17 protein-coding genes and 1 tRNA gene are annotated in these 14,708 nt (G+C 61.1%); 9 read left to right on the top strand and 9 right to left on the bottom strand.

Annotated features, from left to right (window positions below):
- The first annotated feature begins 7 nt into the window (after window positions 1-7).
- From NKL06_RS24250 to NKL06_RS24240, 3 genes are all read left to right on the top strand, one after another.
- Window positions 8-778, top strand: coding sequence for a HugZ family pyridoxamine 5'-phosphate oxidase (locus NKL06_RS24250; RefSeq protein ID WP_023691641.1), 771 nt, complete (start codon window positions 8-10; stop codon window positions 776-778).
- A 153-nt stretch (window positions 779-931) separates the two neighbouring features.
- Window positions 932-1,270 carry an ArsR/SmtB family transcription factor gene (locus NKL06_RS24245; protein WP_023669951.1) on the top strand — a complete coding sequence of 113 codons (339 nt, stop codon included), beginning with the start codon at window positions 932-934 and terminating at the stop codon, window positions 1,268-1,270.
- A gap of 71 nt (window positions 1,271-1,341) precedes the next feature.
- On the top strand, window positions 1,342-2,136 hold the full coding sequence (locus NKL06_RS24240; RefSeq protein ID WP_023691642.1) for a TrmH family RNA methyltransferase: 795 nt from the start codon (window positions 1,342-1,344) through the stop codon (window positions 2,134-2,136).
- Here the strand turns inward: NKL06_RS24240 and NKL06_RS24235 are convergent.
- Window positions 2,121-3,335: a coiled-coil domain-containing protein gene (locus tag NKL06_RS24235; protein WP_023691643.1), complete on the bottom strand. Its 1,215-nt coding sequence runs from the start codon at window positions 3,333-3,335 to the stop codon at window positions 2,121-2,123. The two genes, NKL06_RS24240 and NKL06_RS24235, sit on opposite strands and share 16 nt — an antisense overlap.
- Before the next feature lie 155 nt (window positions 3,336-3,490).
- Window positions 3,491-4,027 (bottom strand): DUF1134 domain-containing protein, encoded by a 537-nt coding sequence (locus tag NKL06_RS24230; protein WP_245267094.1) that lies wholly within the window; start codon window positions 4,025-4,027, stop codon window positions 3,491-3,493.
- A 391-nt stretch (window positions 4,028-4,418) separates the two neighbouring features.
- On the opposite strand from NKL06_RS24230, the gene chpT reads away from it, so the two are divergent.
- Together chpT and NKL06_RS24220 are read left to right on the top strand one after the other, a co-directional pair.
- Entirely contained in the window at window positions 4,419-5,048 is a 630-nt protein-coding gene (gene chpT / locus NKL06_RS24225; protein ID WP_023669947.1) for a histidine phosphotransferase ChpT, read from the top strand.
- A 243-nt stretch (window positions 5,049-5,291) separates the two neighbouring features.
- Window positions 5,292-5,660, top strand: a complete 369-nt coding sequence (locus tag NKL06_RS24220; RefSeq protein WP_023669946.1) for a response regulator transcription factor — start codon at window positions 5,292-5,294, stop codon at window positions 5,658-5,660.
- Between the two features lie 85 nt (window positions 5,661-5,745).
- Here the strand turns inward: NKL06_RS24220 and ctrA are convergent, their stop codons facing one another.
- Window positions 5,746-6,441, bottom strand: a complete 696-nt coding sequence (ctrA, locus tag NKL06_RS24215; protein ID WP_006203583.1) for a response regulator transcription factor CtrA — start codon at window positions 6,439-6,441, stop codon at window positions 5,746-5,748.
- Between the two features lie 449 nt (window positions 6,442-6,890).
- Between ctrA and NKL06_RS24210 the strand changes: the two genes are divergently transcribed.
- Window positions 6,891-7,268, top strand: coding sequence for a flagellar export protein FliJ (locus NKL06_RS24210; protein WP_023669945.1), 378 nt, complete (start codon window positions 6,891-6,893; stop codon window positions 7,266-7,268).
- A 109-nt stretch (window positions 7,269-7,377) separates the two neighbouring features.
- Here the strand turns inward: NKL06_RS24210 and NKL06_RS24205 are convergent, their stop codons facing one another.
- Window positions 7,378-7,779, bottom strand: a complete 402-nt coding sequence (locus NKL06_RS24205; RefSeq protein WP_023691645.1) for a winged helix-turn-helix transcriptional regulator — start codon at window positions 7,777-7,779, stop codon at window positions 7,378-7,380.
- A 91-nt stretch (window positions 7,780-7,870) separates the two neighbouring features.
- Between NKL06_RS24205 and NKL06_RS24200 the strand changes: the two genes are divergently transcribed.
- Window positions 7,871-8,800 carry an NADP-dependent oxidoreductase gene (locus NKL06_RS24200; RefSeq protein ID WP_023691646.1) on the top strand — a complete coding sequence of 310 codons (930 nt, stop codon included), beginning with the start codon at window positions 7,871-7,873 and terminating at the stop codon, window positions 8,798-8,800.
- Between the two features lie 64 nt (window positions 8,801-8,864).
- Here the strand turns inward: NKL06_RS24200 and sciP are convergent, their stop codons facing one another.
- Window positions 8,865-9,140 carry a CtrA inhibitor SciP gene (gene sciP, locus NKL06_RS24195; RefSeq protein ID WP_013529904.1) on the bottom strand — a complete coding sequence of 92 codons (276 nt, stop codon included), beginning with the start codon at window positions 9,138-9,140 and terminating at the stop codon, window positions 8,865-8,867.
- A gap of 257 nt (window positions 9,141-9,397) precedes the next feature.
- Between sciP and mnmA the strand changes: the two genes are divergently transcribed.
- Window positions 9,398-10,588, top strand: coding sequence for a tRNA 2-thiouridine(34) synthase MnmA (mnmA, locus tag NKL06_RS24190; RefSeq protein WP_023691647.1), 1,191 nt, complete (start codon window positions 9,398-9,400; stop codon window positions 10,586-10,588).
- A 64-nt stretch (window positions 10,589-10,652) separates the two neighbouring features.
- On the opposite strand, the gene NKL06_RS24185 is transcribed toward mnmA, so the two are convergent.
- Window positions 10,653-11,612 (bottom strand): Gfo/Idh/MocA family protein, encoded by a 960-nt coding sequence (locus NKL06_RS24185; RefSeq protein WP_023691648.1) that lies wholly within the window; start codon window positions 11,610-11,612, stop codon window positions 10,653-10,655.
- 236 nt (window positions 11,613-11,848) lie between these two features.
- Here NKL06_RS24185 and NKL06_RS24180 point away from each other — a divergent pair.
- A tRNA-Met gene (locus tag NKL06_RS24180) sits at window positions 11,849-11,925 on the top strand.
- On the opposite strand, the gene NKL06_RS24175 is transcribed toward NKL06_RS24180, so the two are convergent.
- The 3 genes from NKL06_RS24175 to NKL06_RS24165 all read right to left on the bottom strand — a co-directional run bounded on the left by NKL06_RS24175 (window position 11,882) and on the right by NKL06_RS24165 (window position 14,685).
- Window positions 11,882-13,564: a recombinase family protein gene (locus NKL06_RS24175; RefSeq protein ID WP_084567698.1), complete on the bottom strand. Its 1,683-nt coding sequence runs from the start codon at window positions 13,562-13,564 to the stop codon at window positions 11,882-11,884. The genes NKL06_RS24180 and NKL06_RS24175 overlap by 44 nt on opposite strands.
- Window positions 13,561-13,788: a hypothetical protein gene (locus NKL06_RS24170; protein WP_023691649.1), complete on the bottom strand. Its 228-nt coding sequence runs from the start codon at window positions 13,786-13,788 to the stop codon at window positions 13,561-13,563. Before NKL06_RS24170 ends, NKL06_RS24175 begins: the two co-directional genes overlap by 4 nt.
- A gap of 369 nt (window positions 13,789-14,157) precedes the next feature.
- Window positions 14,158-14,685, bottom strand: coding sequence for a helix-turn-helix domain-containing protein (locus tag NKL06_RS24165; RefSeq protein WP_023691650.1), 528 nt, complete (start codon window positions 14,683-14,685; stop codon window positions 14,158-14,160).
- Between the last annotated feature and the right edge of the window lie 23 nt (window positions 14,686-14,708).

The raw sequence follows: 14,708 nt of genomic DNA, 5'->3' as shown, positions 1-14,708 counted from the left end.
GAGCATTTTGGACCAGCCGAAGAAGGACGTCATTCGCGCGACGGACGCCGAGGCAATCAGGCTGGCCGCAACGCTGATCCGCAGCGCCCGTTTCGGCGCCCTCGCGGTGATCGAGCCCTCGACCGGCGCACCGCTGGCCTCCAGGGTCGGAGTCGCCACCGACATCGATGGCACGCCTCTAATCCTTGTCTCGGCGCTGTCAGCCCATACCGGCGCCATCCTTGCCGAGCCGCGCTGCTCGCTGCTTGTCGGCGAACCCGGCAAGGGCGATCCGCTGGCGCATCCCAGGATAACGCTGGTCTGCCGGGCGCAGCCGCTGGAACGCGGGTCGAGCGCGCATGCCCGCGCCGAGCGGCGCTATCTCAACCGCAATCCCAAGGCAAAGCTCTATGCCGAGCTCGGCGATTTCTCGATCTTTCGCCTCGAGCCGGAGCGCGCCAGCCTGAATGGCGGCTTCGGCAAGGCCTACCTGCTCGACCGCGCCGATCTCATCACCGAGGGGCCGATCGTCGACGAGCTGGCCGCCAGCGAACAATCCGCTCTCGACCACATGAATGCCGACCATCTCGACGCCATCGCCGTCTATGCCCATCATTTCGCCAGGGTTGAAGGTGATGGTTGGACCATGACCGGCTTCGATGCCGATGGCATGGACCTGGCATCGGGCGACACCGTTTGCAGGATCTATTTTCCGCAGCCATTGAAGACCGCGCGCGACCTGCGGCCGGTTCTGGTCGACATGGCCAAAGCCGGTCGTGCGCCAGCTACGCAAGGATAATCGTCATGAATCAAAAGCACGTCTTGAGATTTGGGCGAAATGATCTACGATTCAGGCGACGCTGAATCAGCAGCGTGATCCATAGCTGAATTATAGCAGCCAACGCTATTTGCCCCCATAGCGTTTGGATGAGCAGGAAAACATGGGGCATCGATGGTCTCGACCAAACTAATCGCCAATGCCGAATCGGCGGCGACATTTCTGACCCTTATGGGCAACGAAAAGCGGCTCTTGATCATGAGCTATCTGGCCGACGGTGAAATGTCGGTCGGCGCCATCGCCGAAAAGGTGATGCTCAGCCAGTCCGCTTTGTCGCAACATCTGGCCAAGCTCAGGGCGCTCGATCTTGTCGAGACCCGCCGCGACCGGCAGATGATCTACTATTCCTGCAAGTCCGAAGCGGTGCGCGAACTGTTGCGCATGCTGGACGGCATTTTCGGGATAGGCGACTTGTCCCAGATGGCAACGCGTCTGCGCCGCGCCGGGACTTGACCTGCAGGGCTTGACTGGCGACTCCGATCGCTCCTTACCTCGCTGACGATTTTTCGCCGGCCGAGGTATTGATGGATCCGATCCAGATCGACGACGCGCGCGATCCGCGGGTCGCCGCCTATCTCGACATCCGCGAGCGCGATCTCACCGGCCGCCATGGCCGGTTCGTTGCCGAAGGCAAGGTGGTGCTGGACGTCCTGCTGTCAGCCGGACGCTTTGCTGCGGAGTCGGTCCTGGTTCTCGAAAACCGCCTGGCCGGGCTCCACGACATACTGCGCAAGGCCCCTGCCGACCTGCCGGTCTACGTTGCGGCAAGCGCCGTCATGGACAGGATCGCCGGCTTCCACATGCATCGCGGTATATTGGCGATCTGCAGCAAGGGCACGCCACAGCCCGCCGAGGCCTTGCTCGACACCTTGCCTGCCGAAGCGTTGATCGTCGTTCTCATCGGCATCGCCAACCATGACAATATCGGATCGATCTTCCGCAATGCCGCCGCCTTCGGCGCCGATGCCGTCTTCGTCGACGCCACCTGTTGCGACCCACTGTATCGCAAGGCGATCCGCGTCTCCGTCGGCGCCGCGTTGAAGGTGCCCTTTGCGTCCTTCGGCGACACTGAAGCTTTCATCGCGAAGCTCGGCGAGTTGGACTTCGGCCAGGTCGCTTTGTCGCCGCGTGGTGAGGCTGACATTCGCGATGCCGCGCGACCGAAACGACTGGCGCTCTATCTCGGCACCGAAGGCGAGGGCCTCCCGGAGAGGCTGCTCACTCGCCTGCGGACGGTGCGGATCGCGATGTCGGAAGGGTTCGACAGCCTGAATGTTGCGGCCGCCTCAGCCATCGCGCTGCATCATTTTTCGCGCTGATAGGGGTAGTCGGGCAATTCCAAGCCGAGGCTCGAAACTCGGCTCGGCGAGTCCGCCTTCTGCAACGCCCGGACGCGATCGGCGAGGCTGGTGGTTCCTGACCGCGTTTCCTGCGGCGCCGCCAGCGCCTTGGCGATCGGTGAATCCGGTCCTTCGAGCTTGGCCGTCAAATGGACGACCTCAGCCGCCAGATTGTTCATCTGTTCGCGCAAGGCAGAACCGGCATCATTGCCATTGCCGGGGCCATTCCGGGGCTTCGCGGATCCAGAACCGCCAAGCTCCGCCTTCATCCGCTTGTTTTCGCGGGCCAGCGTCGTCAGCCTGGCTTCGAGCCGCTCTCGGTCGCCTTCGAGCTTGGCGAGCGTCTTGTCGATGTCCTCGTTCCTGGCGCGGGCACTGTCTTGCGCACCAACCAGGCCAGCAGCCGCGGCGCCTCCTGTAGCCTCGCCCTTCACCCGCTCGCGAAGCCGGGCCAGTTCCTTTTCGCGGCGATCGAGCTTGTCCTCGCGATCGGCAAGCGTGGCGAGCAGGCGCTCGAGCTTTCTGTCGAGGTCGGCGGTTCTTTTCTTTTCGGCCTTCAAGGCGTCGCGCGTGGCCTTGCCTTCGGCGACGACTTCCTGATGGCGCTTGTCGGCCTCCTTGCGCTGGCCGCGCAGCACTGAAATGTCGTTGGCGAGTTTTTCCAGCTCGGATTCGCGCGCCACCAGTTCGATCTGACGATTGCTGGAGGAGAAGGACGCGTCGTCGTACATATGCTCGAGCTTTTCCAGCTCGAGCGCGCGCTTTTCCATCATGCGCTCTGTTTGTGCAAGCCTGTCAGACAGCTGTTGTATCTGCTGCTCGCGATGCAGGAGCAATTCGTTTTTTTCGCCGAGCTCCGAAAGCGCCAGCTTCTTGTCCTTGCGCTCGACCGCAAGGCCCTTCAGCGCCTCGCGCCCGCGATTGATTTCGACGAGTTGCTCATTCGCCCGCTCACGCAGCGTCTTGATGCTGATTTCGAGCCGGCGCGTCGTCATGGCGAACTCGGCCCGCAAGCTGTCCTTGTCGGCCTGGATCTCGGCCAGCGTTCGCGGCACCGACGCCTCGACACGCTTGCGTGTCAGCACAACCGCCCGCCGCCAGATGGCCGGCGCGACCAGCAGCGCCAGAAAGCCTGCGCACAGAAAGCCGAGGGCGAAGAACAGGATCGACTGAACCAAGGTGACTACCCGTTACGGGCGGGCCGCTATCCGGCAACCGCCAAGTCTGGACTTTGCCATGTTCGCATGACGCAAATCCAGCGCTGCGGCAAGGGTTTGCCGCAGCTGCACCGGGTCAGAATCTGTTGATCGGGTCGAAGTGTGGTCGGAATCGCTCAGAAAGGATTCCAGGTCGGCCTCTGCGTCAGCTTCAGATAGCCGAGATTGACGCCAAGTCGCGCGCCGACGCCGGTGCGGATCGGCACCAGCAGCACCCTGTTGCTCTGCAGCACGTTGAAGCCGACGCCGGCCACGACATAGGCCGAACCGGCAAGGCCGCCGAACCGATTGTAGAGATTGCTGACGTCGTCGAGGTTATAGACGAGCATCATCACCCGCGATCCCTCGCCGCCGAAATCCCAACCGAGCGAAGGCCCTTGCCAGAACACCTTATGGTCGCCGGCATTCTTGGTGTAGAGCGTACCTTCGCCATAGGTCAGGCCCCCGATCAGCGCGCCGGATCCCTCTTCGCCGAGCAGATAGCCATTGGGCAGGCCGTAGGAGGCAAAAATCTTCTCGACGACGGTTGCGAGACCGCCCGACGTCGCGCCGAAGAACTTGTGACCGGAATCGACGATCTCCTGAGCGGTGTATTCCTGTGCCCGCGACGCAGAGGTTGAAAAAGCGAGAGCGCCCATGAGGGCAATCGCCATGAAGAAGACGCGGACAAACGTCCGGTCGTAGAATCGGGAAACCATGCTTCCAATCTCCGTCAGGGAGCACTTTCGCCGACGCCTCGCACCCCGTCCGGCTCTTTAGGCGGCCGTTAAGGATGACTGTTACGGGCAAACTATGCCGTAATCCTTTTTCAACCATTAACCTCCCACATGAACATGGCGGTTCGAAGGCTGTATCTGACTGTCTGCGCCGGGCTCCCATCCTGTGCAAAGATGCCGTTTTTTCTCACGAGAATTGTGGATTGTTGCTGCACGCTCGGGCGCTGTGTATTCAGAATGCCTGGGGAGAGAGCGTGATTCGGGTGGTGAGCGTGGCAGTCGGTCGCGCGGCCACCAGGATGTGAATTTTAGCAGGGATTTTTCGCCGATGGCTGAGCTTTTCTCTCTCTCCGCACCCGATCTCGCAGCCTTGTTGTGCAGCCGAGTCTGCCACGACATCATTTCGCCGGTCGGCGCCATCAACAACGGCCTTGAACTCCTGGACGAGGGCGGCGCCGACGAAGACGCCATGAAACTGATCCGGCAGAGCGCCAGAAACGCTTCGGCCCGCCTGCAATTCGCCCGCATCGCCTTCGGTGCCGCCGGTTCGGCGGGCATGATGATCGACACCGGCGATGCCGAGTCCGTCGCCATCGCCTTCCTGAAGAACGAGAAGCCGGAATTGATCTGGAACGGGGTTCGCGCCCTGCTGCCCAAGAACAAGGTCAAGTTGCTGCTCAATTTGCTGCTCGTCGCCAATGCTGCCATCCCGCGCGGCGGCAGATTGGTGGTCACGCTGGAAAACCTCGACACCGAGCCGCGCTTTGCGCTTGCCGCAAGCGGCCCGATGCTGCGCGTGCCGCCGAAATTCCTCGAGCTCCATTCCGGCAACAAGCCCGAGGAGCCTATCGACGCCCATACCGTCCAGCCCTACTACACGCTGCTGCTGGCGCGTGAGGCCAATATGACGATCTCGATTCACGCGACCGCCGAAGAGATCGTGCTGTCCGCGGCTTGAGCGAAGCCGTTCGGCAGGACGCCGAACATCAAGAACAATCAAGTATCTTTTCCCGCTGATATTTGCGGCAATTCAGAACAGGCAAGTTTCATTGCCGGCAACGCCCCTGCGGAATGGGGCTGCAAACGACGTGTTTGTAAAAACTTTACCTAACGGCTTTTCTGCTTCTTTACCAGATCGGCCTAGTGTGCATCCCGATACCCGGATGCCGCCGGTTCGCCCCATGGCAAAGAGGACCCGGAAATGAAGCGCTGCATGTTTGTCGACGATTCGAGCGTCATCAGAAAGGTTGCAAAACGGATTCTTGGCGGCTCCGACATGGTGGTGATCGAAGCGGCAACTGGACTTGATGCTGTCGAGATGTGCGCTGCCGAGATGCCTGATGTGATTGTCGTCGACGGCGCCCTGCCGGACATGCAAGCGGTCGACGTCATTCGCCAGGTTCGCGCCATGGAGAGCACGATCAAACCGCAGATTCTGATCTCGCTGGTCGAGGTCGATGTTGCCTCGATCATGAAGGCAAAGCGCGCCGGCGCCCAGGGTTATCTGTTGAAGCCGTTCAACCGGCCGCAACTGCTCGAACGCTTTCGTACCTTGAAGGTTGCCGCCTGACTCGGCACGTCCTCGGCCAAGAAGGACAGCAAAAAACCCGGCCTGAGCCGGGTTTTTTGCATTGGTTCAATCGGATGGTGTTCGCTCAGGCGCTGACGCGGATGTCTTCCGGCTCGCGCAGCACATAGCCGCGGCCCCAGACCGTCTCGATGTAGTTCTGGCCACCGGATGCTGCGTCGAGCTTCTTGCGCAGCTTGCAAATGAAGACGTCGATGATCTTCAGTTCCGGTTCGTCCATGCCGCCATAAAGGTGGTTGAGGAACATTTCCTTGGTCAGCGTGGTGCCCTTGCGCAGCGAGAGCAACTCCAGCATCTGGTATTCCTTGCCGGTCAGATGCACGCGCTGGCCGCCGACTTCGACGGTCTTGGCGTCGAGATTGACCACCAGGTCGCCGGTGGTGATGACCGACTGGGCATGGCCCTTGGAACGGCGCACGATGGCATGAATGCGGGCGACCAGCTCGTCCTTGTGGAACGGCTTGGTCATATAGTCGTCGGCGCCGAAGCCCAGGCCGCGCACCTTGTCCTCTATGCCGGCCATGCCGGACAGGATCAGGATCGGCGTCTTCACCTTGGACAGGCGAAGTGTCCGCAAGACTTCGTAGCCGGACATATCGGGAAGGTTGAGGTCGAGAAGAATGATATCGTAATCATAAAGTTTACCGAGATCGACACCTTCTTCGCCGAGGTCGGTCGTGTAAACATTAAAGCTTTCAGATTTGAGCATCAGCTCGATGCTCTGAGCGGTTGCACTGTCGTCTTCTATCAGCAGAACGCGCATTTCATTCCCCTTTTCTGCCGCCGGACCATGTCACAACCCATCCGGGACCGGAGCAGTGATTGCCTGAACAGAGGCTGCCATCGAATGGTTAACAAAACCTAATTCCGCACCAAGGACGGTACCAGATTTTTTAACCCCTTTCTACACCCTCTTGAATCTAATGATGAATCACAGAACCAAATCGCTAATGCAACACATTAATAAATCGGACTAAGTGACTCAAGGGACTCGCTGGCCGGCTTCCGTATCGGGAGCCGGAATTTTTACCCGGCCTTAAGTCCTCGCCCTTATGATTAACAATGCGCGTAAACGAATGGTTACCGCCGGCAAAAAACTTTAGGGATTTGTTTCCCATAGTTCGGGGAATGCCGGTGGATACGGGCGGCGCCAGGCCCTGGCGGGCGGATTGGACGATATGTGCAGGTGTGCGTTTCCGGGAGTACCGAATCATGAAGTCACGTGAAAACCTCGTTCGGCTGAAGCAATTTCAGGTGAATGAGAAGCGGCGGCAGCTGCTGCAGCTCGACATGATGATCGCCGAGTTCGAGCGCATGGCCGTTGAACTGGAGCTTCAGATCACCGCCGAGGAGAAGAAGGCCGGCATCACCGACATCAATCATTTTGCCTATCCGACCTTCGCCAAGGCGGCGCGTCTGCGCCGTGATAACCTCAGAAACTCTCAAAGCGACCTCGCCCAGCAGCGAAGCGCTGCCGAATCATTACTCGGCGAAGCTGAAGCGGAGCTTTCCAAGGCCGAGATGCTGGAATCGCGCGACACCAAGATCCGCGACGCGGAACTCGGCGGTCGCAGCGCCATGATCGGCTGACGGCAGGGTTTTAACCCGACCGGCGCCGCCTGACGCCGCGCTTTGCTTTGCGTGTAGCGCGCCAAAAGGCTCCGGCGCTGCTGATCCGGCCCGTAAGGCGGCCGCAGCTTCAGGCCCGTGCCAAATCCCTGTCCAGGTTCGCCGCTGCCCTCGCCCGCGCTTGCTTGATGTCAGGCACATGCTCTTCCGACCAGGACCGTATCTGGGTGAGCAGCCCCGCCAGGTTCTGGCCAAGTTCGGTCAATTCATATTCGACCCGCGGCGGGATCACCGGAAAGATTTCGCGCCGCACAAGCCCGTCGCGCTCGAGGACGCGCAGCGTCTGCGTCAGCATTTTAGGCGTGATGCCTTCGAGCTTACGCGCCAGTTCGCCGTTGCGCATCCGGCCACGGCGCAGCGCACAAACCGTCAGATAGACCCATTTGCTGGCCAGCATCTCGAGCACGGCGTGCGAAGGACACGTCCGCTGGAAGGCGTCATAGCCGGAGCCGCAATCATTATCACTATCCATTAGGTGCCTATATATGGAAAAGGTACATACTGGACAAGGGAATATTACTATCCAAATGATAGTGGCACAGAAACCCCAGCAGGAGCCTCCCATGCGTGCCGTTGTCCAGAATTCAGTCGGCGGACCCGACGTCCTCGTCATCGCCGATCGCCCCGCGCCCTCGCCCAAGTCAGGCGAAGTGCTCGTGCGCGTGCATGCCGCCGGCATCAATCCGGTCGATGGCTCGGTGCGCGCCGGTTACTATCCTTTGCTGGGCGAACCGCCCTTCACTTTGGGCTGGGATATTTCAGGCACGGTCGAGGCGGTGGGCCCAGGCGTCGATGGCGGCCTCAAGGTCGGTGACGCCGTGTTCGGCATGCCGCATTTTCCCAAGCAGGCCGCAGCCTATGCGGAACTCGCTGTCACCCCGGCTGATGAAATCGCACCGAAGCCGCAGGGCATCGATCACTTTCATGCAGGCGCGCTGCCGCTGGCCGGCCTGACCGCCTGGCAAGGCCTTGTCCGCCATGGCGGCCTGAAGCGCGGCCAGCGCGTGCTGATCCATGCCGCGGCCGGCGGCGTCGGGCATCTGGCGGTGCAGATCGCCAAGGCGCGCGGCGCTTATGTCATCGCCACCGCCAGCCCGAAGAAACTCGATTTCGTCCGCTCGCTCGGCGCCGATGAAGTGATCGACTACACCAAGGGAGATTTCACCGCCGAGGTCAGCGACGTCGACCTGGTGCTGGAGCCGGTGGGCGGCGACCATGCCGACCAATCGCTGACAGTCCTGAAGGACGGTGGGGTCCTGGTGTCGCTGCTCAATGTCCACGACACCACCCGAGCCAAGGCTGCTGCGCGTGGGATCCGCGTCGAGCGCATGTCCGTCGTGCCCGACCGTGAAGGCCTCGTCGAACTTGGCAAACTGGTCGATGCGGGAAAGCTTGCGGTCCATGTGGCAAAGGCGTTTCCGCTCGAACAGGCGGGCGCCGCGCACGCTTTTCTCGCCACCCGGCCGATCGGCAAGGTGGTGCTGACGGTCTGAAGCAGGCATTACCGACAGGCAAAAGGGCGCGGTTACCGCGCCCTTTTCTGTTGTGGTCCTGGCTCTAGTGCCGGTATTGCTGGATGCGCGTCGTGCGCAGCCCGGCAAGGCCGTATTCGTCGATCGACGCTTGCCAGGACAGGAATTCCTCGGTGGTCAGCTTGTAGCGCTGGCATGCCTCGTCGAGGCTCAAAAGCCCGCCGCGGACCGCAGCAACCACTTCCGCCTTGCGCCGGATAACCCAGCGACGTGTATTCGTCGGCGGAAGATCGGCAATCGTAAGAGGGCTGCCGTCAGGCCCAATAACATATTTGACTCGCGGTCTAACAAGATCGGTCATCGTACTCTCTACTAAAAACTCAAAGACCCAATCCCCACCACATTACCGCCACAGCTTTAAAAATTGCCTAAGCGAACCCTAATGAGTAGGTAAGGATCATGAACGCCGCGTTAGTCTTTTTATCGGCATTTGAGGCAACGGCGGGCAGGCGCGCAATTTTCCCGCAAAATCGGCACCGCCGCAAAGCTGGCGCCGCTGGTGTGGTTGACCTATATTCGCGCCACTGCCATTGAAGCGCCGCGCAGAACGAAAGAACCATGAACAGCCTCGACCTTCCCTCCAGCCCGCAAAACACCCGCATCGTCGTCGCCATGTCGGGCGGTGTCGACTCGTCCGTCGTCGCCGGTCTGCTGAAGCGCGAAGGCTACGATGTCGTCGGCGTCACGCTGCAGCTCTACGATCATGGCGCCGCAACGCACCGGGCCGGGTCGTGCTGCGCCGGCCAGGACATTGACGATGCCCGCCGCGTTTCCGAGACATTGGGCATTCCGCATTACGTGCTCGACTATGAGGAGCGCTTCCGCAAGGCGGTCATCGACCCGTTTGCCGAGAGCTACGTTGCCGGCGAAACGCCCATTCCGTGCGTCTCTTGCAATCAGACGGTGAAGTTCGCCGACCTTTTGGCCACCGCCAAGGACCTTGGCGCCGATGCGCTCGCCACCGGCCATTATATCCGCTCCGGGGCCAATGGCGCCCACCGCGCGCTATTCCGGCCCGTCGATGCCGACCGCGACCAGAGCTATTTCCTGTTTGCCACCACGCAGGCGCAGATCGACTATCTGCGCTTTCCGCTGGGTGGGCTGTCCAAGCCTGCGGTGCGGGCCATCGCCGAAGAAATGGGGCTGACCGTTGCCGCCAAGCAGGACAGTCAGGACATCTGCTTCGTGCCGCAGGGCAAATATTCCGACATCATCGCCAAGCTGAAGCCAGCTGCCGCCAACCCAGGCGACATCGTCCATATCGACGGCCGCGTGCTCGGTCGCCATGACGGCATCCTGCGCTATACGATCGGCCAGCGCCGCGGCATCGGCATCGCCTCGGGCGAGCCGCTTTACGTCGTCCATCTCGACGCCGACCGGGCCCGTGTCATCGTCGGCCCGCGCGAGGCGCTGGAGACCCACAAGATCTATCTGCGCAACATGAACTGGCTGGGCGATCGCGCGCTGTCCGACATTCCGGCCGCCGGCATGGAGCTGTTCGCCAAGGTCCGCTCGACGCGGCCGCCGCGCCCGGCCGTGCTGCATCACCGCGCCGGCAGCACCTTTGTCGAACTGGTCGACGGCGAGTCCGGCATCGCGCCGGGACAGGCCTGCGTGCTCTATTCTGACGACGGCAACGAAGCCCGCGTTCTCGGCGGCGGCTTCATCGAGCGCTCCGAGCGCGGCGCCGAGGCCGAAGCCATGCTCAGCCGGCTCGCAGCCAGGCCGGCGCAGATTCCCGCAGAGTAAACACTACCCTCTCGGAGACAGTTTTAGTTTCGATCTGCCTTAAGAGCAGAGTTTCGAAACGGTCTCAGGACTTAGTGTGCGTGACTGTACCCGCCGTCAGGATGCGCAGCACCCTGATGGCTTCCTCGCCGCTGGTGCGCGGCTCGGCCCGCGTCTCGATACACTGGATAAAGTGCTCGAGCTCGCGCGTCAGCGGCATGCCCTGGCCGACCGCGACATAGGATGGCTCGTTGGTGGTGAAGGCCCACTGGCCGCTGTCCTGCCACACCGCGTGGCGGTAGACGGCCAGCTTGCGCTCCCAGGGCTCGACATCGTCGAACACCGCCATTGCCTTGGTGCCGACCACGGTCAGCCGCCGCTCGCGATAGGGATTGAGCCGCGAGGTGAAGAGATGGCTGCGCAGCCCGTTGGGAAAACGCATGTGCAGATGCGCGAAATCGCTGAGATTGTCGAGGAGTGCCGCCCCCTCGCCCCTGACCTCGATCGGCTCGGTGCCGGTGATGGCCAGGATCATCGACAGATCGTGCGGCGCCAGATCCCACAGTGCGTCGTTCTCGGTGTGGAATTTGCCGAGGCCGAGCCGGTGCGAGTGGATGTAGCGGACCTCGCCGAGCTCGCCATTGTCGATCAGCGCCTTCAGCGTCTCGAAGGCGGGATGGAAGCGCAAGACATGGCCGACCATGAACACGCGGCCATTGTCCCTGGCCGCCTGCACGGCGCGCTCGGCGTCGGGCACGGTCAACGCAATCGGCTTTTCCACCAGCACGTCCTTGCCGGCCTCAGCGGCGCGCATGGCAAGATCGGCATGGAACTGCGGCGGCAGCGCCATGACGATGGCGTCGATATCATCACGCACGAACAGCTGGTCGGGCTCGATCGCCAGGCAGTCCTGCTCGCTGGCAAAGCCTTCGGCCCGCGCCCGATTGGCATCGGAAACCGCATGCAGCGCGCCGAGCGCCTTGAGGGTGCGGATGTGGTTGCTGCCCCAGTATCCGCAACCGAGGACTGCAATGCGCGGCTTCATCAGCTTCAAACTCTAATTTCTTGGCCGAGACATAGCGGCGTGCCCCGTCGAACTCAACCCCGGTGGCTTACCGGAGATGCCAGCCCGGCAAAGCTTTTACCGGCGACAATATGCCGGCGCCCCTCGCGCATCGATGCTTGACAGGCTCGCCCTCCCAACCTTATATCCGCGCGACCTTGGCGAACGCCTCGAAATGCCTTTCGATTTAAGGCGGATTTCGGGCCTTTCGCCGCCCTGGCGGGGTAGCTCAGTTGGTTAGAGCACGGGAATCATAATCCTGGGGTCGGGGGTTCAAGTCCCTCTCCCGCTACCACTTCCAACCCACTATCGTACGTAACGGCAGCGTTGAAGTGGTTGCCCTGTCCGGTGGGCTTTTCAGTATACCGTGCATTGGGAAATGCGGCCCCGCCTATAAGGGCGGCAAGCTTGCCCTTGACCTCGATTTCGAAGCCCTCACGTGCCCGCTTGGGGTGCACGGTGACGCTATGAACAAGTCCTCGAAGGTTTTGGATCAGCGGGCCACGGTCGTCAGCAGCAGTTGCGTGGTCGGCCAACGCCTTTGAAAGGCCGTCGACGGTTTCGATGTAACGCTGCAAGGTCGCAGGGTGGAGAGCTACGGGTGACAGCGGCTCATCGAGACCGGAGAGCTGTGCCTCTACCTCGGAAAGCTGCGTCTTGAGTTCTGCAATACGCTGCTTGGCATCCTCTTCAGCAATGACGCTTCTGATCACAAGATCGATCGTGCGCTGCCGTTCGCCTTCTATCCGATCGTGCTTGCGTTGCAGCGCTGTGCGCATCGCATTCGCCTGTGCGGACAATTCTCGGCGCTCTTGGTTGTATCTGCGGATGTATGCCTCGATGAGGTCGGGGGCTTTCAGTTGGTCGCGCATGCCATCAAGGACCGCCTTTTCGATCTCGGGCAGATAGATGATGCGCCGATTGGAGCAGCTCCCGCTTTCTCGCACTGCCGAGCACCGAATACGCGTCTTGCCTGTCTTATCACGATCGTGAACCGACAGACCTGAACCGCAAACGCCGCAGCGGAGCAGACCGGACAACAGGTGAGCTGGCCGACGCTTGACATGAGAGGTTGCGTTCACCCTCACTGCCTTGCGAGCCTGCGCCTTGTGCCAAGTTTCGTCTTCGATGATGCGCAAATGCGGAACTTCTTTCGTCTGCCATTGGTCCCTTGGATTTGGCCTAGAAACACGCTTGCCAGTATCGGGGTTCTTCACCATTCGGACCTTGTTCCAGACGATCCGACCGACATAGAGCTCGTTGAAGAGCAGACCTACGCCGCGCTGTGCATTTCCGTTGATGGTGGAACCGTTCCACCGTATCCCCCGCGGTGGCGCTATACCATCCCGGTTGAGGTCACCGGCTAGGTCACGTGGAGCGCGACCGGCCGAATAAGCGGCAAAAATACGCCGGATAACGTCTGCCTCCTCTTGGACGATCTCGAGTTCGCCAGGATGGCCCAAGACCGGTCGATAGCCATAGGCCCGGCCTCCGGCATGACGTCCATCACGGACGACTCCAGCCATACCCCTACGGACTTTCTTTGCGCCATCCTCCCTCTGCATCTGACCGACAAGTCCACGAATACCAATGAGAACCGCATCGGCGATACCGTCATGAACAGCCTGGATTTCAATGTCGAGAAAAGAGAGACGTTTGTGAAGACCTGCGAGATCCGCCATGTCGCGCGATAGGCGATCGAGCGCCTCGACAACGACGATGTCGAACGCGTTCTGGCCCGCAGCTTCCATCAGGCGCATCAGCGCGTCGCGACCCAATATAGATGAGCCGGAGCGCGCCTTGTCCTCGTAGACCGCAACGATAGCCAGACCGTTGCGCGCTGCGTAAGCACGGCACAGCGCAATCTGGTCTTCAGTGGATTTTTCGTTCTGCAGCTCGGTCGAAAAGCGTGCGTAGACAGCGGCCCGCCTCATGTGTCGGAAGCCTTCTTCTTGCAGCGATCTGCATCCATGGCAGCATTTCGGCCAGCCGAAGCGCCGACGGATTTGAGATGATCGCCTCTGGCATCGGCGATGGCGAGTGCTTCGACAAACTTAAGCATGGCTGTGCGAAGCTCCTCCGGCGTTACCGCTAGGGCGGTTTCGCGCAGCAATCCACCATCGCGTCTGTGTCGTGCCGACTTCACGAAGCCGAGCATCACTAACACGACCGGCGATAAAAGGGGCACACGCCTTCGATCGTGCACTTGGGACCCTTCGGCGCGCAAATCGGATAGTCGCCGAACTGGCGAATCTAGATCGCACGGGCTGCAGCCGTGCTGCTGGGAAGCCTATGGCAGGAACTTGGGATGCGTTCGGAAGCTTTTTCATGCAACGCTCCCATCATCGCCGTAGGCAACGACCGGACCACTTTCTCCCTGCCTGCGGCGATATAGCCGTTGTCGAGGTCTCTTCGGGAAACACTCGCTCGACCATCCCCTCCCTGGCGGTGCGGATCGAGGCGACAGCGCGAACTTCGCCATTCCAGCCGTCGAAGGGAACTCGTTGAGCTTTGCCATAACTGCCGGTCAAGCCAGCCTGCATTCGACCGGCATGGGTTCGCTGGACCTAGCGCTCTCCTGCTTTGGGTCGATGACTGCCAGTTCCTCTCCTAATGCTGCGATTAAAGACGACACCCGACCTCGCACTCGCGGATGGAGATGCACAAGCCTTTCAATCAGGCGTCGACCTTCCGCGCTGGCAATAAAATTGATGCGTTCGTCGACCGGCAGCGGAGGAGGATCACGATCGATCTCATTGCCCGGCAGGCCTTCGAAGAAGCGGCCCACCGGAACACCTACTGAACTAGCGATCTCGTAGAGCATGGAAGCGCTCACGCGGTTTCTGGCGTTCTCATATTTCTGGAGCTGCTGGAAGCTGATACCGATGGATCGGGCAAGCTGTGCCTGCGAGACGTCCGACTGCACGCGAACCGCAGCGATCTGCCTGCCGACATGTTGATCAGCAGGGTGCGGGCCACTCTCGATTCCATGGTTTGCCGGTGCGTCGAAGACGCTGCGACGTCCTGGCTCCGCAAATGCCTTTCGGAACTGCATCGGTCGCTCCATGTGTAGAGAGT

Origin of the sequence: Mesorhizobium sp. C268A (assembly GCF_040324475.1) — a bacterium.
In the GTDB taxonomy this organism is placed as follows: domain Bacteria; phylum Pseudomonadota; class Alphaproteobacteria; order Rhizobiales; family Rhizobiaceae; genus Mesorhizobium.
Note: the sequence above shows the minus strand (reverse complement) of the source record. Positions and strands in the feature narration are given on the sequence as shown.